At 43.2% G+C, this 25,772-nt stretch carries 24 protein-coding genes; 15 read left to right on the top strand and 9 right to left on the bottom strand.

The window, feature by feature from the left end; genetic code table 11:
- From G327_RS25400 to G327_RS0121820, 4 genes are all read left to right on the top strand, one after another.
- A partial coding sequence (locus G327_RS25400) for an ISAs1 family transposase (protein WP_019616935.1) occupies positions 1-312 on the top strand: 312 nt, incomplete at its 5' end.
- A 42-nt stretch (positions 313-354) separates the two neighbouring features.
- Positions 355-705, top strand: coding sequence for a RidA family protein (locus tag G327_RS0121830; protein WP_019616934.1), 351 nt, complete (start codon positions 355-357; stop codon positions 703-705).
- 136 nt (positions 706-841) lie between these two features.
- Complete coding sequence (locus G327_RS0121825; RefSeq protein WP_019616933.1) at positions 842-2,437, top strand: protein adenylyltransferase SelO; 1,596 nt, start codon at positions 842-844, stop codon at positions 2,435-2,437.
- A gap of 283 nt (positions 2,438-2,720) precedes the next feature.
- Positions 2,721-4,400 carry a flagellar assembly protein A gene (locus tag G327_RS0121820; protein ID WP_019616932.1) on the top strand — a complete coding sequence of 560 codons (1,680 nt, stop codon included), beginning with the start codon at positions 2,721-2,723 and terminating at the stop codon, positions 4,398-4,400.
- Positions 4,401-4,418: 18 nt separating this feature from the next.
- Here G327_RS0121820 and G327_RS0121815 read toward each other — a convergent pair whose 3' ends face one another.
- The 3 genes from G327_RS0121815 to G327_RS0121805 are packed head-to-tail and all read right to left on the bottom strand — an operon-like array spanning position 4,419 to position 8,286.
- Positions 4,419-6,443, bottom strand: coding sequence for a transglutaminase TgpA family protein (locus G327_RS0121815; protein WP_245542725.1), 2,025 nt, complete (start codon positions 6,441-6,443; stop codon positions 4,419-4,421).
- Complete coding sequence (locus tag G327_RS0121810; RefSeq protein WP_019616930.1) at positions 6,404-7,372, bottom strand: DUF58 domain-containing protein; 969 nt, start codon at positions 7,370-7,372, stop codon at positions 6,404-6,406. The genes G327_RS0121815 and G327_RS0121810 overlap by 40 nt, the downstream gene beginning before the upstream one ends.
- A complete protein-coding gene (locus tag G327_RS0121805) occupies positions 7,372-8,286 on the bottom strand; it encodes an AAA family ATPase (protein WP_019616929.1) in 915 nt (304 codons plus the stop codon). The genes G327_RS0121810 and G327_RS0121805 overlap by 1 nt, the downstream gene beginning before the upstream one ends.
- 160 nt (positions 8,287-8,446) lie before the next feature.
- On the opposite strand from G327_RS0121805, the gene G327_RS0121800 reads away from it, so the two are divergent.
- Positions 8,447-9,169, top strand: coding sequence for a YebC/PmpR family DNA-binding transcriptional regulator (locus G327_RS0121800; RefSeq protein WP_019616928.1), 723 nt, complete (start codon positions 8,447-8,449; stop codon positions 9,167-9,169).
- A 41-nt stretch (positions 9,170-9,210) separates the two neighbouring features.
- On the opposite strand, the gene G327_RS26310 is transcribed toward G327_RS0121800, so the two are convergent.
- Both G327_RS26310 and G327_RS0121790 read right to left on the bottom strand, forming a co-directional pair.
- On the bottom strand, positions 9,211-10,524 hold the full coding sequence (locus G327_RS26310) for a diguanylate cyclase (protein WP_019616927.1): 1,314 nt from the start codon (positions 10,522-10,524) through the stop codon (positions 9,211-9,213).
- 31 nt (positions 10,525-10,555) lie between these two features.
- Entirely contained in the window at positions 10,556-11,545 is a 990-nt protein-coding gene (locus G327_RS0121790; protein ID WP_019616926.1) for an ABC transporter substrate-binding protein, read from the bottom strand.
- Positions 11,546-12,031: 486 nt separating this feature from the next.
- On the opposite strand from G327_RS0121790, the gene fbp reads away from it, so the two are divergent.
- From fbp to G327_RS27580, 3 genes are all read left to right on the top strand, one after another.
- On the top strand, positions 12,032-13,033 hold the full coding sequence (gene fbp / locus G327_RS0121785; protein ID WP_019616925.1) for a class 1 fructose-bisphosphatase: 1,002 nt from the start codon (positions 12,032-12,034) through the stop codon (positions 13,031-13,033).
- Positions 13,034-13,265: 232 nt separating this feature from the next.
- Positions 13,266-14,204 (top strand): trypsin-like serine peptidase, encoded by a 939-nt coding sequence (locus G327_RS0121780; RefSeq protein ID WP_169337257.1) that lies wholly within the window; start codon positions 13,266-13,268, stop codon positions 14,202-14,204.
- A 102-nt stretch (positions 14,205-14,306) separates the two neighbouring features.
- Positions 14,307-14,798 carry a type II secretion system protein gene (locus G327_RS27580; RefSeq protein WP_019616923.1) on the top strand — a complete coding sequence of 164 codons (492 nt, stop codon included), beginning with the start codon at positions 14,307-14,309 and terminating at the stop codon, positions 14,796-14,798.
- 77 nt (positions 14,799-14,875) lie between these two features.
- Here G327_RS27580 and uxuA read toward each other — a convergent pair whose 3' ends face one another.
- The 3 genes from uxuA to G327_RS0121760 form a co-directional block, all read right to left on the bottom strand.
- A complete protein-coding gene (uxuA, locus tag G327_RS0121770) occupies positions 14,876-16,060 on the bottom strand; it encodes a mannonate dehydratase (RefSeq protein ID WP_019616922.1) in 1,185 nt (394 codons plus the stop codon).
- A 142-nt stretch (positions 16,061-16,202) separates the two neighbouring features.
- Entirely contained in the window at positions 16,203-16,967 is a 765-nt protein-coding gene (locus tag G327_RS0121765; RefSeq protein ID WP_211217263.1) for an FCD domain-containing protein, read from the bottom strand.
- A gap of 97 nt (positions 16,968-17,064) precedes the next feature.
- Positions 17,065-18,048: a TRAP transporter substrate-binding protein gene (locus G327_RS0121760; RefSeq protein ID WP_019616920.1), complete on the bottom strand. Its 984-nt coding sequence runs from the start codon at positions 18,046-18,048 to the stop codon at positions 17,065-17,067.
- 267 nt (positions 18,049-18,315) lie between these two features.
- On the opposite strand from G327_RS0121760, the gene G327_RS0121755 reads away from it, so the two are divergent.
- The 6 genes from G327_RS0121755 (at position 18,316) to G327_RS0121730 (ending at position 24,809) form a co-directional block, all read left to right on the top strand.
- Complete coding sequence (locus G327_RS0121755) at positions 18,316-18,822, top strand: TRAP transporter small permease (protein ID WP_019616919.1); 507 nt, start codon at positions 18,316-18,318, stop codon at positions 18,820-18,822.
- Between the two features lie 24 nt (positions 18,823-18,846).
- Complete coding sequence (locus G327_RS0121750; protein ID WP_019616918.1) at positions 18,847-20,148, top strand: TRAP transporter large permease; 1,302 nt, start codon at positions 18,847-18,849, stop codon at positions 20,146-20,148.
- Between the two features lie 115 nt (positions 20,149-20,263).
- The gene (locus G327_RS0121745; RefSeq protein ID WP_019616917.1) at positions 20,264-21,730 is read left to right on the top strand and encodes a fructuronate reductase; all 1,467 of its coding nucleotides are present in this window, start codon (positions 20,264-20,266) and stop codon (positions 21,728-21,730) included.
- A gap of 72 nt (positions 21,731-21,802) precedes the next feature.
- Entirely contained in the window at positions 21,803-23,227 is a 1,425-nt protein-coding gene (gene uxaC / locus G327_RS0121740; RefSeq protein WP_019616916.1) for a glucuronate isomerase, read from the top strand.
- Positions 23,224-24,159, top strand: a complete 936-nt coding sequence (locus G327_RS0121735; protein ID WP_019616915.1) for a sugar kinase — start codon at positions 23,224-23,226, stop codon at positions 24,157-24,159. Before uxaC ends, G327_RS0121735 begins: the two co-directional genes overlap by 4 nt.
- 23 nt (positions 24,160-24,182) lie before the next feature.
- Complete coding sequence (locus G327_RS0121730) at positions 24,183-24,809, top strand: bifunctional 4-hydroxy-2-oxoglutarate aldolase/2-dehydro-3-deoxy-phosphogluconate aldolase (RefSeq protein WP_019616914.1); 627 nt, start codon at positions 24,183-24,185, stop codon at positions 24,807-24,809.
- 316 nt (positions 24,810-25,125) lie between these two features.
- Here the strand turns inward: G327_RS0121730 and G327_RS0121725 are convergent, their stop codons facing one another.
- The gene (locus tag G327_RS0121725; protein ID WP_019616913.1) at positions 25,126-25,320 is read right to left on the bottom strand and encodes a putative motility protein; all 195 of its coding nucleotides are present in this window, start codon (positions 25,318-25,320) and stop codon (positions 25,126-25,128) included.
- Positions 25,321-25,577: 257 nt separating this feature from the next.
- On the opposite strand from G327_RS0121725, the gene G327_RS0121720 reads away from it, so the two are divergent.
- Positions 25,578-25,772, top strand: a 195-nt coding sequence (locus tag G327_RS0121720; RefSeq protein ID WP_019616912.1) for a transposase family protein, incomplete at its 3' end; no start/stop codon positions are given.

The following is a 25,772-nucleotide window of genomic DNA, read 5'->3' as shown; positions in this document are numbered from 1 at the left end:
AAAGAGACCACAGAAACCCGTTGGTACATTAGTTCACTGAACTTAAACGCAGAACAAAGTCTACATGCAGTCCGTAATCATTGGCAGGTTGAGAGTATGCACTGGATGCTAGATATGACTTTTAGAGAAGATGAATCAAGGATTCGTAAAGGCCGAGGTCCACTTGCTTTTAATGTAATGAGAAAAATAGCGATGGGCTTATTTAAACAAGATAAGACAAAGTCGGCGAGTATAGCTGCAAAAAAAAAGATGGCAGCACTAGATGATGGCTATCGCTCAGCCCTTTTAGAATCAGGGATTAAAATGCGCTAGCCGTGTACACTGATCCCTATTCACTTAATTATGAGAAAACTAATGATTGAAAGACAACAAACTAAACAGCGCATGAGCCGTATTGTAAAACATAACGGTACCATTTACCTGTGCGGACAGGTATGTGCCGATGCATCTAAAGATATTACTGAACAGACACAAACAATGCTGGATAAAGTAGACCAGCTGCTGATTGAAGCGGGCAGTGACCGTCAACACATTTTATCTGCGACTATCTATGTTAAAGATATGGCCGAGCATTTTGCGCCGATGAATGCAGTCTGGGATGCCTGGGTACCGGAAGGTTTTGCTCCTGCTCGTGCATGTGTTGAAGCAAGCATGGCTCGAGATGTATTATTAGTAGAAATATCTGTAGTAGCAGCAGAGAAATAACCCTGCAACCACATATTATTCAGCGGCGGGATTAGCAGCTCTAGCCTAGAAATCCCGCTCATTCAGCTATACTGTGCAAATACCCCAGTAAAACAGTATACTATTTATATCTCATCTTATAAAAGAAATGACCGCAATGAATAACCTCACCTTTGACAACCGCTTTATTAATCATTTACCTGCAGATTCAGAAACAGAAAATTACTGCAGAAGTGTTGAAAATGCAGCCTACTCCTTTGTTAACGCGGCAAAAACTTCAAATCCGACTTTAATTGCAGTGACCCCCTTGTTTGCAAAGCAGTTAGGTTTTTCCGAGCATGATATTAAAGACGCTGAATTCACTCGGGTAATGACCGGCAACCAGTTATTACCCGGCATGAAGAGCTACGCGCAGTGTTACGGTGGACATCAGTTCGGCCAATGGGCTGGACAGCTTGGTGACGGGCGGGCGATTAACCTTGGCGAACTGACTACTGCAGGTTTAGGTCACCAGACGCTGCAGCTCAAAGGCGCAGGCAAAACCCCCTACTCCCGCAGAGCTGACGGCATGGCAGTATTGCGATCATCAATTCGCGAATTTTTATGCTCTGAAGCGATGTTTCACTTAGGCATTCCAACCACACGGGCATTAAGTTTATGTTTAAGCGGCGAAGAAGTTGTGCGTGATAAAATGTATGACGGTAATGCGGCAATTGAACCCTGTGCTGTTGTCTGCCGTGTTTCTAGTTCATTTTTACGTTTCGGCAGTTTCCAGCTGCCGGCATCTCGGGGTGAAGAAGTACTTTTAATTAAACTAGTAAAGCACAGTATTAAGTCCGATTTTGCACATTTATTATCGGGCAGCAGTGAGTTCAGTAAAGAGATCTATCTCGCCTGGTTTAGCGAAATTTCTCAGAAAACTTGCGCAATGATAGTGCACTGGATGCGTGTCGGTTTTGTTCATGGGGTTATGAACACCGATAATATGTCCATACTTGGCGAAACGATTGATTACGGCCCTTACGGCTGGGTTGATGATTTTGATCTCAACTGGACGCCGAATACTACCGATGCACATGAAAAGCGCTATCGTTTCGGCGGCCAGGCAGAGATAGGACAATGGAATCTGTTTCAACTGGCTAATGCCATATTTCCGTTAATCGGCGAAGCAGAGCCGCTGCAGGCAGTCATGAGTGATTTTGCGCTTAATTATCAAAACAGCTGGTGTACTATGATGGCTTCAAAACTGGGCTTTAAAGACTACCAGGGCCAAACTGATCTGTACCTGTTCCAATCTTTAGAAAAACTATTAAGTACAGTCGAAACAGATATGACCATATTTTATCGTCTGCTGGCAACACTTCCAAACGACTTAGATACAGACTCACATCAACAGTGGCTGACGCTATTAGCCCCGTGTTTTTATAATGCTCATGATCTTGAGCAAAGTTATTTACAAGATTTCACATCCTGGTTTAAACGTTATCTTGCCCGTCTAAATTATGATGGTTTGACACAGAGGCAGCGTGCACAGGCGATGAACCAGGTTAATCCAAAGTTTGTTTTACGCAACTATCTTGCCCAGCAGGCGATAGAACTTGCTGAGCAGGGAGATTATAGCGAAATCCATCAACTTCAGCTGATTCTGCAGTCCCCCTATAAAGAGCAGCCGGAATTTCAGGATTACGCCAAAAAACGTCCCGACTGGGCACGTAATAAAGCAGGCTGTTCAATGTTATCCTGTAGCTCATAAGACAATCAGTAGAATCAAACACAACTCAAAGCATGAGTATCTGCAGCGTTATTATTAAGCAGATAACGAATTTTATCGCTTGATCTATAATTAACAGGTGCTCATCTATTTTGTGATGAGTCCGTTGTTTCACGCAGATGCTCTGCAATTATTGTTACTGAGCTTCTATTTTTATAATCTCATTATTAATTTAAAAAGCGTATAGGGATATATTAACAGCATGAATGCTGCGGTGTTTTAGTATTCAGAACTCCTGCGGCTTAGTAATTAGAAGAATTTTTTCATGGAAAATAAACAGTCCCTTTCGCCCAACCTGCTTCGTTTATCTACTGATAAATCGCAATTATTACTCTTGATCACTGCAGTTCAGGAGGAAGTTAATGAAGCCAGTTTAACTGAAATTTTCCACCAGTCTGATTATACCACCCTTAAATTAAATACTGACGGCATCAAACAGGCAGTGCAAAGCTTTGATCGCCTTGAAAGTGAAAAAGAACGCAGTACAGAGCTGGAATCAATTGCTATTGCGGACCGGCTGGATGCACAGTTAAGCATCACCTTTGATCCCTTAAAAATGCAGGCCAAAGCACGTATTGTTTGCGCTTATGCAGGCTCATCAGTCACACTGGAGCAGTTAAAACAGGAGATGGATGAATTAGAGATTAATACAGGTATCAGCGAAAAAACATTACATTTACTGGTCAATAAATCTGCGCAGTCAAAACCCGGGACGGTTTACCAGGCAACCATAGCCAAAGGTAAGCAGCCGGTAAATGGTACTGATGCAAAGTTTGATCGTTTAGTAGAAACACCAAGGGAACGTCTGTTAAGACCTAAAAAAATATCCGAAGATCGCGTCGATATGCGCAATCTAGGCGAATTAATTACAGTTAAACCCGGCAGTGAATTAATGCGTAAAATTCCTTATACCGAGGGCAGCTCAGGTATAACGGTTACCGGCGAAGCTGTGAAATACACACCAGGTAAAAACTTTTCTTTAGAGGTTGGTGAGAATACTGAAATCTCATCAACAGATCCCAACCTGCTTATTGCATCCATTGCCGGTATTCCAAAAGTGCTCAGTAACGGCATGATGGTTGACGATGTATTAACCATAGATAATGTAGATGTTGGTAACGGCCATGTTGACTACGAAGGCAGCGTTATTATCAATGGTGATATTTGTGACGGTATGAAAGTCAATGCATCCGGGGATATTACTGTTGCCGGTTTTGTCGAATCCGCTGATATCACATGCGGAGGTGATCTGATCGTCAGTAAAGGGATCCTGGGTCATCAAATTGAAGCAGGAAGTGATAAGTTTTCCTGTAATATAAACTGCAAAGGAACGGTTGCGGCCAATCTTAGCCAGTATTCAAAAATTCATGCTGGTCAGGAGCTCAATATTAAAAATCAGCTGCTTCACTGCAATGTTATCTGCGAAGGAGAAATTAACGTCAAAGATGACAGCGGTATGAAAGGCACAATTTTAGGCGGCTTATTATGCACAAGTAAAGGGGTAAACACCGTTACACTCGGCGCAAGTGCTGGAACTCGAACAACACTGGATCTAATCGGTGAATATCCAAATTTAATGGAAGTTAAAAAGCAGACCAAAACTGAAATAACGTTGGCCCAGGAAAATCTGCAGAGTATTGCAGATGCACAGCGTAAAATCGCAATTTTTCCGGATAGTCAAAAAAAGCAGGAGATCAGCGATAAGCTGCTGTTGAGCCAAGATCAGGCTGAAAAGCACATGCTGGAACTGAATGCGCAGCTGGAAGACAACTTGACAGCTTTACAGGAATATTTTGATCAGGCTAAAGTTATTGCATCAAAAGAACTGCATAATGATGTTTCAGTACTGATCGGGCGTGACGTTTTCCGATCCGCCCGCAGTTACGGTCCGACAAAGATTCAAATCAAAGAGTATAAACTGTCCGCCGAGCCCTTTTTACCTTAAAGCAGTTTCCTCGTCCGATTAATGCTTACCTGAACGTATTTGTTTACAAATAAGCTGTTGCTGTTTCAGCAGTTTATTACGCTGTTCAGTAGACAAACCCGCCTGATATTTCAGACGGTTGTAGTTGACGGCAAAGTCGTCAAATAATGGTGTAGGGCGATTAATACCCCGCCTGATTTTTTCAGCATAGTCACTAACAGTCTGCCCTTTTGCACGTATTATCCCCAATTTTGCGTAATAGACCTGCAGCTGCAGATAAAGACGATCTTCAGCGGCTGTTTTTTTCTTCTGCCAGGGTTTAAAAGTGATCAGCACCACAAACAGAAACGCACACAACATCATAATCAATATACCATAGAGCATATTTAACCAGGCGTAGCGCGCAAACCAGGATGTTAACAGCTGCAGCTGTTTTTTATTGTCATAATTAATAACCCACACAGCCCATAAATAATCCAGCCTGGCTAAACCCAGGCGCAAATCATTTAACAAGCCAATATGACGCCATTTTTGTAGTGAAAAAAACTGCTCAGCTAAAAACTCACTGCTGTCCGATAACGCATCTTCTAATCCACGTTCAACACGTTCTGGGGCAACATAAGCGGTAGGATCTACCCTTTGCCACCTGCCGTCTAGCCATATTTCCGCCCATGCATGGGCATCATACTGGCGTACAGTCAGAAAGTTTAAATCTGCCTGCCATTCGCCGCCAAGATAACCGGTAACCATACGGGCAGGAATACCTAAACTTCGCGCCGCATATATATACGCACTTGCATAGTGAACACAGAAGCCGGCTTGAGTGGTAAACAGGAAATCATCAATCTGGTCTGTACCAAGCACCGGAGGCTGCAGCGTATAGCGATAATTCTGCTCAGAAAAGCCGCGAAGCACCTGCTTAAGAACCTGCTCCCTGGATAATCCCAGGTTTAACTGCTCAGCAAGCCATAAACGGGTTTTCTCATTTCCCTGCTTAGGTAGTGCTGTTAACTGCAGGCGTCGCTCTGCATTTATTGGTATGGATTTTATAGACTGATATAAATCAGCAGTAAAATCTTTTCTTTTAAAAACCGGCTGCCTGCTTCGCAGTGAATAATCCGACAGATTAACGGCGCTGGAAGAAACCAAAGAATAGTCAAGCGCCGGGATCCAGGTTTTATAATGCGGTTCAAGAATCAAATTATAACTATTAAACTTTCCTCTTAAATCATAAAGACTGCCGTCCCCCCTTAATACATTTTTTTCTTCCTCTTTTTTGCGCAGTGACTGCGACCATGTTTTACCGTCAAACGAATCTAAAATCATAACTCGCCAGTAACGTTCACTTTCCTCTACAGGAGAATCGCTGAATGAAGCACGAAAGGCCAGTTCACTGGATCGGCTTAACTGCGCAATTTCTCCCGGACTTACACTGTCACTTAAGCCCGTTGTCGCTTGTTTTTGTAAAGGGACTTTCCATAATGAAGGTAAACGTGGAATAACAATAAAAAGTACCACGGCCAGGGGCAGGCTGATCACCACACTTTTCAGCAGCAGTTTGCTCTGTTGTGAAATAAGGGAATGCGGGGCATGAATACTCAATAATACGGATAATAATAACAGTATCAGCAAGCTGCCAAGCAGTGAGGTTACAATACTGCTGTTAAAAATATAAAACAAGGCAACGAGTATAAAACCGGTATTTACAAAATAATGTACATCACGTTCGGACTTCAGCTCTAAAAATTTAAGACTAAAACCTAACAAAATCAGATGCTGCATTACACTAAATACCCCCAGCTTATAAACCAGCACTATGATAAAAGAAGTGCTCAGTAAAGCAGCGCTGTTTAACAGCAATTTAGGTAATAACGGCACTCGTCCGTAGAATAAGGCGATACGCCAGGCTGCACATAAAAGACCAAAGATAAGCAGAATCGGATTAATATTATTAAATAAAGAAGCGCCAATCGCAATATAAGAGAGATTTATAAGTACTAAACTCTGCCGGGTAAGGAACTCCTTCATCGCCCGGCTCCATAAAGCGCGAGCATCTGTAAGCATGAAGCTCTACCGGCTGGGCCATGTTCTGCAGTTATTATTTTGTCGTTAAGCTTTAATACAAAAATCACATTGTTTTTGTATAATTCAATCACGTGATAACAAAGTGCGCTGAGTTTTGTTTCTAAATCCAGAAAAGCATAATCATCAATATCTAAAATAACATCGCCCCCCTGTGACTGTTCAAACTGTTTACTCAGCATACCGCGTCCCTGTGCAACTTGTTTCCAGGCGACAGATTTTAAAGACTCTCCAGGCAGATAGGTTTTAAGCATTGCAAATTCCTCAAAACCACTATCAGTGCTGCGCAGCCCGCTGTTTGTTTGCTTACCGGGTAGGGTATGCACAACACCCTTTTTTTCTAACGGCTGCGGATATATCAGACATTTAAATCCGAAATCTATGTATGTCCAGACAGTAAATAATCCAAAAGGAAAACGTGAACTGACCGTCACCCTGCCCGGCTCAAACCAGCCCCGCTTTTTTGATAATGCGTAGATTGAGACACTTTCATCACTTAGAATTGACTGCAGGGGCGAACTGGACTTTTTAAACTCATAATATACCTGCTGCGCCCTGCCGTTTTGTTTAGATATGCGTAATGAACAGCAGCAGTCCTGACCAGCAAACTGCGCTTTTACAGGATTCGCAGTGAGTGTGAGTTTCGCTAGATTCTGATAACTTAATAACAGACAGGTAAGCATAAAGCTGCAGAGAAAAAAAACGACAAACAGGATCAGATTATTCTGATAATTAGTACCCAGTAAAAACAACATTAAAACGGTTAAAATATACAAAAAACCAGCTTTAGAAGGCAGAATAAATGTATTAGCACGATTGAGAGTAATTGTTTTAACTGCCGGTAAACGTCTTTTTAACCAGACATCAAAACGGGCCTCGATTAAATTTTTAAAATAGCTTTTGCTTAGCATCAGGCTAACGGATCCACGCTGTCAAGCAGGGTACGGCTAAGTACATTATCACCATGATTACTTGAAATACCCACTAACCGATGATCGGTCACCGCAATGAATACCGCTTGAATGTCCTCTGGAATCACATAATCGCGCTGATTTATAAATGCCATTGCTTTGGCAGCCTGCAGTAATATCTTGCTGCACCTGGGAGATAGCGGATTGGCATAGGTGCCGCTATAACGACTCTCATTAATTAAACGCAGCAGATAATGTAAGACATTATCCCCAGCCTGCACCGCCCTTACAGCCTTCTGCATAGCAAACAAAGTATCTAAATCAATCAGCGCATTTAAGTTTAATTTTTTATTAGAGAAAGTCTCTCCTTTAAGCATGGCTAATTCTGCTTCCTGATCCGGATACCCTAAGGCAATGCGCATCATAAAGCGGTCTAACTGCGACTCTGGCAGTGGAAAAGTACCCGCCTGGTCTAACGGGTTTTGAGTTGCAATCACAAAAAACGGCACCGGCAGCAGGTAACTGTCACTGTCAATCGAAATCTGCCGCTCCTCCATTGCCTCTAATAATGCACTTTGAGTTTTAGGACTGGCACGGTTAATCTCATCGGCAAGCAATACCTGACAGAAGACCGGCCCCTGATGGAAATTAAACTGCTGCCTGACAGCGTCAAATATCGAGACGCCGAGAATATCCGCCGGCAGCATATCGCTGGTAAACTGTACCCGACGGTAATCAAGTCCAAGTGTCTGCGCTAATGCCGAAGCCAGGGTAGTTTTCCCCATGCCGGGTAAATCTTCAATTAACAAATGCCCGTCGGCTAATAAACACACTAAGGCTAATTTAGTCTGCGGCTCTTTTCCTAATAGTATGCTGTTCAGCTGTTTAAATATTTCAGCAATCTTATTGTGCATGAACTTCCCTTTGACTGATTTTCAATCGATTAACTCAGATAAGCATAGCAAATATTTACCTGGCTCAATTTTTATTGATGTCAGACTAGCGTAACAGCGCACTAACAAGGTAAAATCGCTGCCAATAATTTTAACCAACTAACAAAAAGAGTCTGATCAGATGGGAAGAGCATATCAAAACCGTAAAGAGTCTATGGCTAAAACCGCAGGCGCAAAAACTAAAGTTTATTCAAAATACGGTAAAGAAATTTACGTATCGGCTAAAAATGGCGGGTTCGATCCAGACGGTAATCTTTCATTACGTCGTTTAATTGAAAGTGCAAAAAAAGACCAGGTACCGACCCACGTTATTGAACGCGCTATTGAAAAAGCCAAAGGCGGCGGCGGTGAAGATTACGAACGTGCAACTTATGAAGGTTTCGGCCCTGGCGGCTGCTCGGTCATTGTTGACTGTTTAACAGATAATAACAAGCGTACCTGGACTGATGTACGTAACTGCTTTATGAAAACAGGTGCAAAAATCGGCTCAACGGGCACAGTGGCGCATATGTTTGAGCATCAGGCTGTATTTGTTTTTGACGGCGAAGATGACGAAGCAGTTTTAGAAGAACTCATGATGGCTGACGTTGATGTCACTGACGTTGAAAGTGAAGATGGTAAAATCACGGTTTTTTGTCCTCATACAGAATTCTACAAAGCCAAAACTGCACTGCATGATACCTATCCGGATCTTGAATTAGATGTAGAAGAAGTAACCTTTGTGCCGCAGACTGATACTGATATTGATCCTGAGCATATTGAAAAATTTGAAAAATTCATGGACATGTTAGAAGATTGTGATGATGTGCAGAATGTCTACCACAATGCAGTACTGCCTGAATAAACAGCGCCGCTGTAATTGTGAATAAAATAAAAAACCACGTTTTAACGTGGTTTTTTATTAAAATTTACTACGTTTTCCCGCTGGTTTAACGTTTTTTTTGCTATCTCAAAGCGGTTCCGCCCATTGTTTTTTGCTGTAAACAGCGCCTCGTCAGCACCATTAAGTAAGCTATCAAAACTCTCATATCTCGACGAGTTTACCGAGATTCCTATGCTTACAGTCATATCCAGAGTTAAGTTGTTCATTACAAAGGGATGAGAGCTTAATATCGACTGCAGACGTTTAGCACTTTCTACTCCTCCTTCTTCATCACAGTGCGGCAGTAGAATTACAAACTCTTCTCCCCCATATCGAGCTAAAAAATCGACATCGCGAATCACTTTTTCAAAAACGCCGCAAATATGCTGCAAGGCCTGATCTCCGACTTGGTGGCCGTAGCTATCATTAATATTCTTAAAATAATCACAATCAATCATTAATAATGTAAGCTGAAAATGATGACGCTGAGCGCGAAGAAACTCTTCCCGCCCTCTTTCAAATAATGCACGGCGGTTAGCAACATTGGTTAACTGATCAGTGTTAGAGATAGTAACCAGCGCTTCCGTTCTGTCCTGTACCAGTTTTTGCAAATAATCTCGAGAGATCGTTGTTTCTGCCAGTTTTTTACTCATCGCGTTAAACTCTGCAGCAAATTTATTAAACTCAGTACTTTGTTGAGAAAGTGTAATCTGCTTATAATTACCCTGTGAAATATTAGCAATACCATATTCAAGGTCTTTAATTGACGACTTAAATACTTGAGTGACATTGATAATTCCCCAGGTCAAGCCGCAGACTGTTATACCGAATACCGCAATCAGCAGATAAAATAACTCTCTAATCGTATTGCGCAGGGTTAATTCTGTGCTGGAAGCCAGCTGCATGCAGTCTTCCCGGATTAACTCTACCTGTGTCAGAAGACGAGCATTGAGATGATCAACTATTTTACCGTGCATTCCCTCAGCCGCTATTTTTTTTATCTGTTTAAACAGGATGATTAAACTGCCGTTCTGACTAACAATACTATTGTGCAGTGTCTGCTGCTGCGGCGTTAAAGCCGGTGTAGAAGAGATAATTCGCGTAAACGCTTTCTGGTCAGCCAACCAGGCGTCCGGGCTGTCTTTAAGTGATGAAACATGATCCTTAAATATATTCAGCTGCAGCTGGTCAACCGCCTCTCCGACACGCTGTGTATAATCAACTTGAGAGATAGCTGTGCTTAATGTTATCCAGGACCAGAATATAATATAAAAAACGGTTGTCATTAAGCCGAAACAGGCAAGGCTGAATAGATATAAACGCTGTATTAGTCCCATATGCTCCCCTCAGATAAAACACAATTCAATATCATAATTTTACCGCCATTGGATTCACTTTTTTAAGTACCCGATTATCCAGTAACATTCTGTAATCAGGTAATTCAGCAGTTCCAACCTTATCTGAATCACGGAGCCACAAAGTCTGCGATTGAAGACTCATCAATAGGGAACGGTTTAAACTCAGTTTGAAAATGTAATCAGGCCATACCCAGTCAATAAATTTCTGGTATGTACCGATCCGTTCAACTATTATTTTTCGGGATTTATCAGGTTCAGCCGCAATATAATTGACCGCATGATTTAGTGCCTGCATAACACAGACAGCCTGTTCAACTTTCTCAGTATCAACCAGCCGGCGAGAAATAAGATTGAACATTAATGTATGCAGATTTTTTGTGTTTAGTGTCCGCGCATCAGAGTTGAGTGATTCGACAGTCATAAATGCATAGGGCTCCCAGGGGACAATCAGATCAACCTTATTCTGCTCAAGTGCCTGCGGCAGTTGCTCGGCAGAAAGCGCCTTCAGTATAACATCCCTTATTGTTAACCCGGAAAGAGCCAGGTAGGTGCTCAATAGATACTCAGAGGCAGTTCCTCTGATCAGACCAATACGCCTGCCGGCCAGATCCGCACTTTCATGAATATTATTTTTTATCCGGGTGATCAGTTTGACATCATTATCAGACTGCGCAAAACTGGCTAAAGTCACAAAATCATGACGCTGCAGGGCCTGGAAAACAATCACAGAATCGGAGCTAGTGCCAAAGTCTGCATCACCGGTTACAACTTGTTCAAAACTTTTTTTACCGCCGATCACATCATTAATGACCACATTGACACAACTGTCTGAAAAATAGCCCTGCGACTCTGCGATATAAAACGGCGCTGATAACGGCGTTTTGGAAACAGCAATAGTGATCGCTGCTTTATTTCCCCCGGAATCTTTACCTATATCGTTATATATACTGCCCGCATAAACTGAAATAAGCAGGACAAACACAAGACTGATTAAGCGCATAAATCGCCCTTTCATTAATCATTACTGCATAACAACATAAAATACCAATAAACACCTACGGTTGAGCACACTGTTTGTAAACAATGATTAGATAATACAACCATCATCATGAAATAATCGAAACACAAAATATACAGTATAAAGAATAGAACATTTCTCACTTTCAACGGGTTCCAATAACACTCCCATAAAGTAACTTTACTATAAATAAGAACTGCACTGATAAAGCTCCCGCTAAGTATAGGCGTCGCAGGCAGGCCTATTTTAGAAACGCAGCCCCAATGACACTTCAGAGTTAGTAAATACTTAATATTGCAAGATATATTTTTATAAATAGTGCACGCAGCTGCCAGCTGGTTCACATTTTTGTGGTGATAACCCTGTTATATTTACTTGACTATAACACCTGCCCAACATTACGGCAGCAATTAGTGAATTTAACAATTTCGTTCAACGTACCTCTCCATTATCATAAAGGGCAGAAACATGATCACACTTGGTGAATACATCATCGAAAAGCAGCACGACTTTCCTGAAGCTACGGGAGAATTAACACTTTTACTCGGCGCCATCCGGTTAGCCGCCAAAGTAGTGAATAGAGAAATCAATAAAGCCGGTTTAGTAGATATTATCGGGGCTACCGGTATTGAGAACGTACAAGGTGAAGTACAGCAGAAAATGGATTTGTATGCTAACGATAAGTTCAAAGCTGCACTAGAAGCACGCGGTGAAGTTTGTGGAGTCGCATCGGAGGAGGAAGACGAGTTTGTTTCTTTTGACAGCACACGGGGTGTCAATAGTAAATATGTGGTATTAATGGATCCGCTGGACGGTTCTTCGAATATTGATGTAAACGTTTCCGTTGGTACTATTTTTTCAATTTATAAACGTGTCAGCCCTACCGGCCAGCCGGCTGTATTGGAAGATTTCCTGCAGCCGGGTATTAAACAGGTTGCCGCCGGTTATGTAATCTACGGCTCATCGACCATGCTGGTATATACCACAGGTAACGGTGTGCACGGCTTTACCTGTGATCCGTCACTAGGTGTATTCTATCTTTCTCACGAAAATATGCGTATTCCTGAAGATGGACGCACCTATTCGATCAATGAAGGCAACTACCTGAAATTTCCAAACGGGGTAAAAAAATACCTAAAATTCTGTCAGGAGATTGATACAGCAAGCAATCGACCTTATACATCACGTTATATCGGTTCCCTGGTTTCTGATTTCCACCGTAATTTATTAACCGGCGGCATTTATATCTACCCTTCTACCGCCTCTGCGCCTAATGGTAAACTTCGCTTATTATACGAATGTAATCCGATGGCCTTTTTAATTGAACAGGCCGGCGGCAGAGCCACAGACGGGTATAATCGAATTATGGAAGTAGCCCCTACTGAGCTGCATCAACGCATACCATTTTTCTGCGGCAGTAAGAATATGGTTAACGATACAGATGATTTTATGGCCAAATATTCCGGCTAGTAAAGTTAAAAGCTGTTTACCAGATTAAACGGTTAGATAAACTCACATCTTTAAAAGCATCCATGTAGATTAGATATGGATGCTTTTATATATTTTTAATGACCTGCCTGCTTACGAACAAAATAACCCTGCTCACATCACATTTACCTGCATATTCTATTTACCAATAAGAATAAAGATGCTATTCGCATTTTCAGCAGATCGCTTATATGCTTTTCAAATGGAACTTTATTTGAAAATAACACTTATCTGGATGCTTTCGTTTCCCTGTCTTGCGGCTGAGGAGCATAATAGTACGGATTTTCACTTCTATAACAGCAGCGAACAAACCACAAAATTTAAACATATGCTCACCAACACCGGCATTTTAGTTGATGATCACAACATAAAAATGAAAACCATTTTAGAAGAAAAAATCCTGTCTATTTTTTATAAAAACAATGCAGAGCGCCATATTTGTGAGGATCTTCCTTTTATTAAAGACATTGCAATTGGACGATGCAGCGGTGTTTTAATCAAACCCGATGTTGTAGTCACCGCCGGGCATTGTGTCGATGCGACAATTACAGAGCAAACCTGGTTTTTTAATTATCAGCAGGATCAAGATCTAGCGCTAAAGACAGGCTACAAAGTTGAAAAAGTCATTTTTCATAACTTCAACATGATTAAAAGTAATTACTCTTTTAAACGCAGCGAAGTAAACAGACAACGCGAAAAAATCGGTATGCCGCCTTTACCGGCAGATATACATGATTACTCAGGTTATCGAGATCTGGCATTGTTAAAATTAAATAAACCTGTTGTCGGTTACCTGCCTTTAAACATCAACTATGATCCGTTTTTTAGAGGGCGCACAGCTGTTTCCGTCGGTCATCCATTAGGGCTTTCCTTAAAATCCAATCACAATGGGTTTTTAAAAAAGATGGGTAATCCCTATTATATGACCACCAATATAAAAACATTAAAAGGCAATTCCGGCGGTCCGTTATTTGACCTTGAGAGCGGTGATCTAATCGGCATTACAGTCAATCAAGGCTTTAACGTAGCATTCGGCATGAAACCAGGAAGGCGCTGCTACGGTTTTAAAAACCAGTTAAGCACAGCGGATGATATTCAGCATTTAAGCGGTCATATGACCCTGGTACAAGTTAGACCGTTTATTAATAATTAATGCACGACTAGGACAAACATCAGCGTTTATTTATTTTGTTTAGTCTCATTTTGTTAAACTGCAGTACTGTCACTTGCTGTCTATAGGGAAATAGAAACAGGCATGAACAAACAATCGGGATTTACCCTTATTGAACTGGTAATCGTCATTATCGTTCTGGGCATACTCAGTGCGGCAGCGGCTCCTAAATTTCTCAGTCTGAGCAGTGATGCCCGTACTTCAACACTGCAGGGAATGAAAGGCGCCGTCTCAACTGCAGTAATACTCTCCTATTCAAAAACCATCCTGCTAGGGTTAGAAAAAAGCAGTGAAACGGATGTTCAGATAGGCAGCGACACCATAAGAAGTGTTTACGGCTACCCTAAAGCAGAATTCAGTACAACCTGGTCTAAACTGCTGGAAGCAGAATTTGGTGAGTCCGGTTACGATGATCGCGATGCACATGAGTGGATGTGGCGTAACGTTAGTAATGACGGTCTATACTTTATGCCCAGAGGCTACTCGCAGACAGCGCAGAACTGCTGGGTACGATATGCACAGGCCACAGCAGCCGGCGGGCAGTACCAGCTGTCGATAGAAAGCAGCGGTTGTTAATACACAAAAACCGAAGCTATAAGCTTCGGTTTTATATTTATATTCAAGCAGCAGTAACACGTACTTTAACGCTATGTTCAGCCGCTGAAAAAAGCACGCTGCAGTGCTGCTTCCAGGCCCCGCACTTCCGCTAAGCCTTTCAAACGACCGATTGCCGAATAACCAGGATTAGTTTTCTTATTTAGATCATCAAGCATCTGGTGGCCGTGATCCGGACGCATCGGAATCAAACGTTTGTCACCTGCACCTGCACGGCGCTGCTCCTCTTTTAGTATTTCCATTACCACACTGTACATATCCACATCTCCGTGAAGATGGGATGCTTCATGAAAATTTTTCGGATTTTCTTCACGCTGCGTTGAACGAAGATGTGTAAAATAGATACGATCTCCATGCTGTCTGATCATGTCTACTAGATCATTATCGCCTCTTACCCCATATGAACCCGTGCACATAGTAAGGCCGTTATTTTTACTAGGTACTGCTTTGGTTAACCAGTTTATATCTTCAATGGTAGAAACAACTCGTGGTAAACCGAGTATTGGGCGCGGCGGATCGTCCGGATGAACTGCAAGTTTTAAACCCGTACTGTCACATACCGGCATTAAAGACTGCAGAAATAAGGCCAGATGTTCACGTAAGGTATTTTTGCAGATCCCCGAATATCGATCCAGTTGGGCTTGAAACTCCTCGAGAGTATAACCTTCTTCTGCACCAGGTAAACCGGCAATAATATTTGCAGTTAACTTTGTAATTTCACTGTCGGACATATTATCAAAATAGATTTTTGCCTGCTCCTGCTCTTCCGGTGAATATTCATTTTCAGCCCCGGGGCGTTTAAGAATATGCAGCTCAAATGCGCCGAATGCAGTATGATCAAAACGCAATGCCCTTGATCCGTCCGGCATTTCAAATTCAAGATCGGTACGTGTCCAGTCCAGTACCGGCATAAAGTTATAACAAACAGTGTCAATACCGCATGCGGCTAAATTGCGTAGTGTCTGCTGATAATTTTCAATCCACTGTTCAAAATTACCAGTACGTGTTTTAATTTCCTCATGTACCGGAACGCTTTCAACAACCGACCAGGTTAACCCGTTACTTTCAATTAATTCTTTACGCACCAGTATGGCCTCTTTACTCCACACCTGACCGTTTGGGATTTCATGCAGTGCATTCACAATACCGGTAGCACCAGCCTGACGAATATCATTTAAAGACACGGGGTCGTTAGGTCCGTACCAACGCCAAGTTTGTTCCATGCCAATCTCCTCTGTTATAGTTTTTATGGTTATTAAGTTAAAACTGTGACCTTCAATAAAAATTATCGAATTATCAGGTCATTATCTCTGCTTTTAAACTGCAGATAGAAAATACTGCATTAGTGGCTGTCACTCTTTACCGTTATCTAACGGCCTCAAGATGCACAACCGGATTCGAGCTGAACAGGTAACCGTCGAAATTAGGATCATCAATATCAGACAGCTCCAGAAGACGCTGCTTTACGTTTTCCAAGTGCTGCCACATAGCATGTTTCGCACCGATCGGATCTTTACGCTGCATGGCGGCAAGAATCTGTACATGATCATCAAACCACTCATCTCGATAAGCCTGATCAATAATGCGTGTATGTAGTTTCTGCCACATCGGACTTTTCTCACGAGCATCCCAGGAGTGTTTAAGCATATCGACCAGCACGGAATTTTGTGTCGCCTCTGCTATACATAAGTGAAACTGTTTATCACCCGTACATTCACTTGTACCACTAGCCAGCTCCTGTCGCTCCAAATCCAGTGCAGCGCGTAATTTTGCAATATCACCCGGTATCACCTGGATAGCCGCAAATTCCGCAATATTACTTTCAAGCAGCTGTCTTGCCTGGAGCATTTCAAAAGGCCCCGCTTCATCATTAATCATAATTTCCCGGCTTTGAGAGATATCCGGTATATTAATAATGTAAACCCCCGATCCCTTGCGAACTTCAACCAGATTTTCTAATTCCAGCATAATTATTGCCTCGCGAACAACCGTACGGCCGACATCGAGATCTTCAGCAATATTACGCTCCGGCGGCAGTCGCTCACCAATCTTATAATCCCCGTTGATTAAGTGCTGACGTAAAATCAACCCCAGTTCTTGATAGGGACGTTTAGGTTCAAATGGCATCATAATGCTGTTACTCTGTTTCATTGTATTAATTCAATTGTGCTGACTGTTCTGCGGCAGCTGATAACTGTAAAGCAGCGGCCGCTGCACAGTGCCTTAATTATTTCACCGCTTTAATCTCTTCAACTAATGCATTCAGTTCAGGATTTGATTTCGCAAGATCTGCGTACATCGGCTGTACTGCTTCAACAAAAGCGGCTTTATTCGGCGTTACAAATTTCACCCCCATTTTCTCAGCTTTAGCACGTTCTTCCTGCTCAGATTCATCCCATAACTGTTTCATCAACTGCATAGAATTCATAGAAGCAGTTTTAAGTGCAGCCTGGTGTTCTGCGGACAGTGCATCATAAGATTTAGTTGAAATAACCAGTACGTCCGGCACCATAGTATGTTCATCTAAACTAAAGTATTTAGAGACCTCACTATGACGACTGAGACTGAATGACGGGATATTATTTTCAGCCGCATCGACCACCCCCTGCTGCAGGGCGGTATATAGCTCACCGTATGCTAGCGGTGTCGGGCTTCCGCCCAAAGATTTAACCATATTGATAGCTGTCGGGCTCGGCTGCACACGTATTTTCATACCAGCGAGATCTTCCGGGTTGATAATAGGTTTAGAGGTATAAAAACTGCGTGCGCCAGCCTCATAATAAGTCAAACCGATAAAACCGCTGTCACGTGAAGATGCTAGAATCTGCTCGCCAACAGCGCCCTCTTTTACATTAAAGTAGTGCTGCTGATCTCTAAACAGATACGGAAGGTTAAAAGCGGAATAATCAGAAGAGAAGGCCTCCAGTTCTGCCGCGTTAGTTTTTACCATATCCAGTGCACCGTTCTGCATTAACTCCATTGATTCACGCTGTGTTCCTAACTGGGCATCAGGATATATACGTATTCTTACTTCACCATCAGTCAGTTCGCGCACTTCTTTTGCCATTTCTGTCATGGCCTTATGCACCGCATGGTCACGATTGTGGTTATGACTTAACTTAAAAGTTGTAGCGGCAAAAGCAGATGCTGAAAAGCCGACTGTTAGTGTCGCGCCGATAACTGCTGATAAAACATTTTTACGCATATTCATGTTGTTGTTCCCCATCTTTGGTTGTCCAATTGTAAGAGTGCTTGTAACTGAGTAGATTATTACCGCTGCAATAGGCATTGGTCAAAACAAAAAACACAATTGGTCGACCTCTATCACAGTTTCACCCGTAAAATTGGCCGACCAATGTTTGTGTGATTTAGCTCACATGACACTAGACGAAGTTTATTTATACTCGTCACACCAATTTAGAGGGACTGCATCTCAATAGAAACAGCGGCAGCCGCTCATATACTTAAAGGAAACAGCATGAATAAAATGGTTGATTATATTAACCGGGCGTTAGCAGGTTTCACCGTTTCGCTCTCTACCTTCTTAGTCTTCTGTGTTATCTGGCAGGTGGTCTCTCGCTATGTCATTGGCAAACCGAGTACGGTAACAGATGAATTAGCCCGTTATCTATTTATGTGGGTGGCTCTGATCGGTGCTGCATATACAACAGGCGTGAGGCGTCATTTAGCGATCGACCTATTAACAATGAAACTCAAAGGAAAAAGAAAGATTTTCAACGAGATAATTATCCAGGCGGCCATTGCTGCTTTTGCATTAATTGTTTTAGTTTACGGCGGGACTAACCTGGCGCTGAAAACGCTTGCAACAGGCCAGGTTACACCTGCATTAGGCTTGCAGATGGGTTATATCTATCTATGCCTGCCGATCAGCGGTGTTCTGATGACTTTTTACTCTTTTGTTTTTGCACAAGAAAAAGTTAAACAGCTTTTTCAGCCTAAAAGCCTTGCGGCACAACAACAATAATTACTCTTATATAGGAATTCTATTATGGAATGGCAGATCATTCTCACACTTTTCGGCAGCTTTGCGGTCCTTCTCTGTTTAGGGATCCCGGTATCGTTTGCTATCGGTTTATCGTCACTGGCAACTATCTTATTAAGCCTGCCTTTAGATCCCGCAATTGCTGTTGTCGCACAACGCATGGCGGCCGGATTAGATAATTTTGCATTATTAGCCATCCCGTTTTTTATTTTGGCGGGTAATATCATGAATCAAGGCGGCATCGCCATCCGTTTAATTAATTTTGCTAAAGTATTAGGCGGGCGTTTACCCGGATCTCTTGCCCACGTAAACGTAATGGCGAATATGATGTTCGGTTCAATTTCGGGTTCAGCAGTAGCCTCGGCGGCTGCGGTCGGCGGCACCATGGCGCCGCTGCAGAAAAAAGACGGCTACGACGAGAATTTCTCAGCTGCAGTTAATATAACCTCCTGTCCAACAGGTTTGTTAATTCCGCCAAGTAATACCCTGATTGTTTTTTCACTGGTATCCGGCGGAACATCAATCGCTGCGCTTTTTCTAGCGGGTTATATTCCAGGTATTATTATGGGCCTCAGCCTGATGTGTGTAGCTGGTTTTATCGCAAAACGACGCGGCTATCCGCTTGATGCAAAGCCAAGCCTGGCTGAAGTATGGGATACAACACTAAAAGCATTACCCTCTTTAACACTTATTCTTATTATTATGGGCGGTATAATCGGTGGTATCTTCACCGCAACTGAAGCGTCAGCAATCGCGGTTGTATATACCTTTTTACTGGCTGTGGTGTTCTACCGCGAAGTCAAAATTAAAGACCTGCCGGCAATCATTTTAGAATCGGCGGTCACCACTTCAATTGTGCTGCTGCTGGTCGGTGCTTCTATGGGTATGTCATGGGCTATGGCTAATGGTGATATCCCGTATATTATTTCCGATGCCCTGCTGGCTGTTTCCGAAAATCCGTTAATCATACTGCTTATTATTAACGTAATCCTGCTGATTGTTGGAATCTTTATGGATATGACCCCGGCCATTCTAATTTTTACTCCAATTTTCCTGCCGATCGCATTAGACCTGGGCATTGATCCGGTTCATTTCGGCATAATGATGACCTTTAACCTGGCTATCGGCATCTGTACTCCGCCGGTCGGCAGTGCATTATTTATCGGCTGCTCAGTTGCTAAGGTCTCTATTGACAAGGTAATCAAGCCTCTGCTGCCTTTCTATGCGGCACTTATTGTGGCGCTGGCGGCTGTTACCTTTATTCCAGAATTAAGTTTATTCCTGCCGGGCTTAGTCCTCGGTTATTAAAACAGTTCCTAAAAATAAATGCTTATCAACAGGTGTTAATAAGCATTATTTAAGCTAACCACAAACTATTACGATTATTTCGCCAGAGTCTTACAGCGAAAATTACGGAGCAAAAATGTCTAATAATATTGCCAATACAACAATAAGCACGCAGGTTATCCGCCCTCAGTTTAATCGTTCATTATTGAAAAGCCGCATCGTACATTTAGGTTTCGGTGCTTTCCACCGTGCACATCAGGCATTAATTACTAATGAAATGCTTGATAAAACTAACAGTGACTGGGGCATTTGTGAAATAAACCTGTTCGGCGGTGAACAGCTGATAACCCAGCTTCGGGAACAGGATCATTTATATACCGTTTCTGAAAAAGGGGCGAATCAAACCACGGTTAAAATGATTGCTTCAGTGGTTGAATCACTGCATCCGACATTTGACGGCCAGCAGGCAGTATTAGAAAAAATGTCAGAGCCTCAGGTTGCTATTGTTTCCATGACGATTACTGAAAAAGGCTACTGTGCAGATCCCAGCAGCGGCCGTCTGGACCCGAACAATGCTTTGATCAAACAGGATATAACCAGCCCGGCATCACCAAACTCTGCTATCGGTTATATTGTTCAGGCACTGCGCCTGCGCCGCGACCGCGGTCTGACGCCTTTTACCGTTATGTCTTGTGATAATGTTCAGGAAAACGGTCATGTCGCCCGCGCTGCCGTTTTGGATTTTGCACAGTTAGTCGACCCCGAATTAGCAGTATGGATTGAGCAGAATGTTACATTCCCATGCACCATGGTTGACCGTATTGTACCGGCGGCTACTACAGAAACACTGGATGAAATTACCCAGTTAGTGGGTGTAAAAGATCCCTGTGGTATCGCATGTGAACCTTTCCTGCAGTGGGTAATTGAAGATAACTTTGTTAACGGTCGACCGGACTGGAACTGCGCTGGTGCGGAATTTGTGGCTGACGTTGTGCCCTTTGAAGAGATGAAGCTGCGCATGCTTAACGGCAGTCATTCATTTCTAGCCTACCTCGGGTATTTAGGCGGTTATAAACATATATCTGACACAATGACCAACCAGTACTACCGTCAGGCTGCGTTAGATATGATGCTCAAAGCGCAGGCTCCTACACTGAATATGCCTAAGGGGACAGATATTGAAGGCTATGCACAGCTGCTGATTGAACGATTCACTAACCCGAGCCTGAAACACCAGACCTGGCAGATTGCCATGGATGGGAGCCAGAAACTGCCGCAGCGCATGGGAGGCTCGCTGCGTTTTCATCTGTCCAACGGCAGTGATTATAAGTGGCTGGCACTGGGCATTGCAGCCTGGATGCGTTACGTCAGCGGCAGTGATGAACAAAACCAGGAAATCGATGTACGCGATCCTATGCGGGAGCAGTTTAAAGCAATCTATGATAAACACGGAATCCATGTTTCCGCGGTCAAAACACTGCTCGGTTTAGAGGCTGTTTTTGCTGATGATCTTATTAAAAACGAAAGTTTTGTTGATCAGGTAAGCAATGCTTATCAGCAGCTTATCAGCGAAGGTGCACGCAGCGCCGTCGCTTCTCTATAATTTTCAGCACTGCTTTATCATTCATAAAATATGCAAAAAAGAAGTTAAAGCAGTGTATTTTCGGAGCCTATTATGAAAGAGTTTCTATGCGAAGACTTCCTTCTCGCAACCACTACAGCACAGCGTCTTTACCATGAATACGCAAAAGATATGCCGATTTACGACTACCACTGCCACCTTAATCCACAAGAAGTTGCTGAAAACCGTCAATTTGAAAACCTCAGTAAAATATGGCTTGAAGGTGATCATTATAAATGGCGGGCGATGCGCTCAGCCGGTATTTCAGAAGAATTCATCACCGGGAAACAAAGTTCCGATTATGAAAAATTCCAGGCATGGGCAAAAACAGTACCACAGACCATAGGTAATCCTCTCTACCATTGGACTCACCTAGAACTACGACGTCCTTTCAGCATTATCAATAAACAGCTCAATCCAGCTACTGCCGACAGTATCTGGCATGAATGTAATGATTTATTAGCCGCACCGGAGTTTTCTGCCCGAGGAATTATGAAGCAGATGAATGTGGTAATGGCCGGTACAACAGATGATCCCGTACACTCTCTGGAGTATCATAAAAGCATTAGGCAGGACCCGAACTGTAGTGTCGAAGTTGCGCCAAGCTGGCGTCCTGATCGTGCTTTTAAAATCGAACTAGACGGATTTTGTGACTATATGCAGCAGCTGGGTGAGGCTGCAGATGTCGAAATCAGCTCCTTTAGTGATTTAATAAACGCATTGCAGCAGCGCCTGGATCATTTCAGTGCACACGGCTGCCGCGCCGCAGATCACGGTATTGAAGTTGTACGCTATGCGCCTGTTCCATCGGAAAAAGTATTAGACAGTTTGTTATCACGACGCCTAATGGGAGAGCAGTTAAGCGGCCTTGAAATTGATCAATTTTCCAGTGCAGTTCAAGTATGGCTCGGCAGGCAGTATGCCCAGCGCGGCTGGGTAATGCAGCTGCATATCGGTGCGCAGCGTAATAACAGTACCCGTATGTTTAAACTGCTTGGCGCAGACGCGGGATTCGATTCGATCAGCGACAGCAGTTTTTCATTTCAGCTCGCATCATTGCTTGATGCACTTGACAGCACTGATCAACTGCCTAAAACCATATTGTACTGTCTCAACCCTCGTGATAACGAAATGATGGCGACAATGATCGGCAATTATCAGGGCGGCGGTATTGCCGGAAAAGTACAGTTCGGCTCTGGATGGTGGTTTAACGATCAGAAAGACGGTATGGAACGGCAGATGCAGCAGTTAGCTCAGCTTGGCCTGCTCAGTCAGTTTGTCGGCATGCTTACTGATTCGCGCAGCTTTCTGTCATATACACGTCATGAGTATTTCCGCCGCATTCTGTGCAATATCATGGGACAGTGGGTTGAAAACGGCGAAGCCCCCAATGATATCAACCTGCTTGGGAAAATGGTTAAAGATATCTGTTTCAATAATGCTAAAGCCTACTTCCGCCAGCACGGAGAGCTAAAATGAAACGTGCAGCAATTATCGGCGAATGCATGATCGAGCTCAACGGTAAACCATTTGCACAAATGGATCAGTCATATGGCGGCGACAGCTTAAACACCGCTGTATATATGGCGCGCACCGCTGGTCAATCAATTACTGTTGATTATGTATCCGCACTAGGAACAGATGCTGTAAGCGACGGTATGCTCAGCCGCTGGCAGCAGGAAGGTATTAATACTGAGTGTGTTCTTCGCGATGCCGTACGCCAGCCGGGTTTATATCTGATTCAGCTGGACGATCAGGGTGAGCGTACCTTTATGTACTGGCGGAATCAATCGGCAGCACGTTATCTGCTCCGTCATCCTGACTTTTCAGCTGTAACGGAACAGCTGCAGAGTGCAGCCTTAATTTATCTCAGCGGTATCAGTTTAGCGATATTACCCGATGAAGATCGTCAGCAGCTGACTGCACTGCTGCAGAAACTAGCCGCCCAGGGAGTCAAAATAGCCTTTGATTCCAATTACCGCCCTGCTCTGTGGAAAGATGCTCAACAGGCACGTTTGTGTTACCAGCAGATCCTTGCAGTCACAGATCTTGCGTTAGTAACGGATGATGATGAACAGGCCCTTTGGGGTGACAGCTCAACGGCACAGATCAGTGACAGACTACGCAGTGCCGGTGTTAAAGAAATGGTGCTGAAGAAAGGAGCCGAAGGCTGTATTTACCACAATCTTCTCGGCGGCGACGCACTGCTTGTTGAAACAACAGCGGTTACAAATGTTATTGACACCACTTCTGCGGGAGATTCATTTAACGCCGGTTTCTTAGCTGGTTACCTGTCCGGAAAAACGCCGCTAGAGTCCGCATTACAAGGACATCAGCTAGCCTCCGTGGTTATACAGCATAAAGGCGCGATTATCCCGCAGTCAGCCACAAAGCACATTAATTACAATTAAAATATCGGTAAGGAAAACACACAATGAGTTCAATTTCACAACAATTAAAACAGATTAAAATTATCCCGGTGATCGCAGTTGATAACGCAGAGGATATTATCCCGCTAGGCAGAGCACTGGTTGAAAACGGTCTTCCGGCAGCTGAAATTACCTTCCGTTCAGATGCGGCTGTAGAGGCGATTCGCTTATTACGTCAAGCACAGCCGGATATGCTGATCGGCGCGGGCACAGTATTAAATCGACAACAGGCACAGGCGGCCAAAGATGCCGGGGCAACATTTGTTGTTTCACCGGGTTTCAACCCGAATACAGTACGTGCCTGTCAGGAGATCGGCATTGATATTATTCCGGGTGTTAATAACCCTTCTGCTGTTGAAGCCGCTCTGGAAATGGGGCTGACTACTTTAAAGTTCTTCCCGGCTGAAGCATCAGGCGGCATTAATATGCTCAAATCATTACTTGCTCCATATACACAGGTTGAATTTATGCCCACCGGCGGCATTAACCCGAACAATGCAAAAGACTATCTGTCACTGGATCGCGTTGTGGCCTGCGGCGGCACCTGGATGGTAGATAAAAAAATGATCTGTGAAGGAGACTGGCAGGAAATCGGACGCTTAACACGCGAAGCCACACAGCAACACTGCTAAACAAAGTGCGCCGGGTAATATTAACAGGATTGACACATAACCCGGCATTTCTCTCTTTCAGCAGTATTATCTCCTCAATCGCCGTTACTCTCTTTTAACAGTATTGACTCTTAACCCCCTTTCGGTTTGACATCTTTTCCCATACGGCTGCTTGATCAATAATGTTTGTAGTTAATGCACAGTCGATGATGAAGTTTAGTTTTTATATACTGGAGGTTGGGGCTGTTTGGTGGTGAAAAAATTATTCAGTTATGCACCAGAACTAATCCGACAGCCGCAGGAAACAGCTGTCAGATAACTTTATATCCAAAACGAATTACACGTAAATATCTACGTGCTGCCCTCGACTTTCGTCAGAGACAGGCGCTGTCGGAGTAACAGACTGTAATAACTGTGAGACCTGCTGTTCCGCCTGCTTGTTCGCAGTTTTCAGTAAACTCACATTCACCTGCTCTAACGTATTTACTTGAGCTTGAACTCCCATAGCGCCGCCGACACTGCTTAGACTCATAATTTACCTCGTGAATTAATAACCCTGATAATTGAATCTGCAGCAGGTTCGCACCCCCTGTCAGTCCAACGTGATCACTGTATCGGCATCTATTTTCTATTCTTAAGTAATTCTTTAGTCAATAATTTATACAATAGGGGATTAAATAATTTGATAAGCTGGAGGTTGGGTCACGGCAAGATCATTATAAATTGAACTTTTCCTCCAACTAGCGATCTGATCACCATATACTAACAATTCGCTATTTGGTGATAATAATGAGCGCTACTTTTTTGAAATACTTCGATTCCATCTCAGACCCTCGTATTGAACGATGTAAGAAACATAATTTACTCGATATTCTTTTACTCGCTATTAGTGCCGTTATGTCTGGCTCTGAAGGCTGGGAGGATATTGAAAACTTCGGCCATATAAAGCTTGATTGGCTTCGTCAATATCGTCCTTTTGAATCC

The sequence above is a fragment of the Psychromonas ossibalaenae ATCC BAA-1528 genome, assembly GCF_000381745.1.
GTDB lineage: Bacteria > Pseudomonadota > Gammaproteobacteria > Enterobacterales > Psychromonadaceae > Psychromonas > Psychromonas ossibalaenae.
Note: the sequence above shows the minus strand (reverse complement) of the source record. Positions and strands in the feature narration are given on the sequence as shown.

What these genes read in the sequence shown, in the direction of transcription:
- G327_RS0121830 (WP_019616934.1), top strand. Translation starts at nt 355, where the DNA reads ATGATTGAAAGACAACAAACTAAACAGCGCATGAGCCGTATTGTAAAA.
- G327_RS0121825 (WP_019616933.1), top strand. Translation starts at nt 842, where the DNA reads ATGAATAACCTCACCTTTGACAACCGCTTTATTAATCATTTACCTGCA.
- G327_RS0121820 (WP_019616932.1), top strand. Translation starts at nt 2,721, where the DNA reads ATGGAAAATAAACAGTCCCTTTCGCCCAACCTGCTTCGTTTATCTACT.
- G327_RS0121815 (WP_245542725.1), bottom strand. Translation starts at nt 6,443, where the DNA reads ATGCTTACAGATGCTCGCGCTTTATGGAGCCGGGCGATGAAGGAGTTC.
- G327_RS0121810 (WP_019616930.1), bottom strand. Translation starts at nt 7,372, where the DNA reads ATGCTAAGCAAAAGCTATTTTAAAAATTTAATCGAGGCCCGTTTTGAT.
- G327_RS0121805 (WP_019616929.1), bottom strand. Translation starts at nt 8,286, where the DNA reads ATGCACAATAAGATTGCTGAAATATTTAAACAGCTGAACAGCATACTA.
- G327_RS0121800 (WP_019616928.1), top strand. Translation starts at nt 8,447, where the DNA reads ATGGGAAGAGCATATCAAAACCGTAAAGAGTCTATGGCTAAAACCGCA.
- G327_RS26310 (WP_019616927.1), bottom strand. Translation starts at nt 10,524, where the DNA reads ATGGGACTAATACAGCGTTTATATCTATTCAGCCTTGCCTGTTTCGGC.
- G327_RS0121790 (WP_019616926.1), bottom strand. Translation starts at nt 11,545, where the DNA reads ATGCGCTTAATCAGTCTTGTGTTTGTCCTGCTTATTTCAGTTTATGCG.
- fbp (WP_019616925.1), top strand. Translation starts at nt 12,032, where the DNA reads ATGATCACACTTGGTGAATACATCATCGAAAAGCAGCACGACTTTCCT.
- G327_RS27580 (WP_019616923.1), top strand. Translation starts at nt 14,307, where the DNA reads ATGAACAAACAATCGGGATTTACCCTTATTGAACTGGTAATCGTCATT.
- uxuA (WP_019616922.1), bottom strand. Translation starts at nt 16,060, where the DNA reads ATGGAACAAACTTGGCGTTGGTACGGACCTAACGACCCCGTGTCTTTA.
- G327_RS0121765 (WP_211217263.1), bottom strand. Translation starts at nt 16,967, where the DNA reads ATGATGCCATTTGAACCTAAACGTCCCTATCAAGAACTGGGGTTGATT.
- G327_RS0121760 (WP_019616920.1), bottom strand. Translation starts at nt 18,048, where the DNA reads ATGAATATGCGTAAAAATGTTTTATCAGCAGTTATCGGCGCGACACTA.
- G327_RS0121755 (WP_019616919.1), top strand. Translation starts at nt 18,316, where the DNA reads ATGAATAAAATGGTTGATTATATTAACCGGGCGTTAGCAGGTTTCACC.
- G327_RS0121750 (WP_019616918.1), top strand. Translation starts at nt 18,847, where the DNA reads ATGGAATGGCAGATCATTCTCACACTTTTCGGCAGCTTTGCGGTCCTT.
- G327_RS0121745 (WP_019616917.1), top strand. Translation starts at nt 20,264, where the DNA reads ATGTCTAATAATATTGCCAATACAACAATAAGCACGCAGGTTATCCGC.
- uxaC (WP_019616916.1), top strand. Translation starts at nt 21,803, where the DNA reads ATGAAAGAGTTTCTATGCGAAGACTTCCTTCTCGCAACCACTACAGCA.
- G327_RS0121735 (WP_019616915.1), top strand. Translation starts at nt 23,224, where the DNA reads ATGAAACGTGCAGCAATTATCGGCGAATGCATGATCGAGCTCAACGGT.
- G327_RS0121730 (WP_019616914.1), top strand. Translation starts at nt 24,183, where the DNA reads ATGAGTTCAATTTCACAACAATTAAAACAGATTAAAATTATCCCGGTG.
- G327_RS0121725 (WP_019616913.1), bottom strand. Translation starts at nt 25,320, where the DNA reads ATGAGTCTAAGCAGTGTCGGCGGCGCTATGGGAGTTCAAGCTCAAGTA.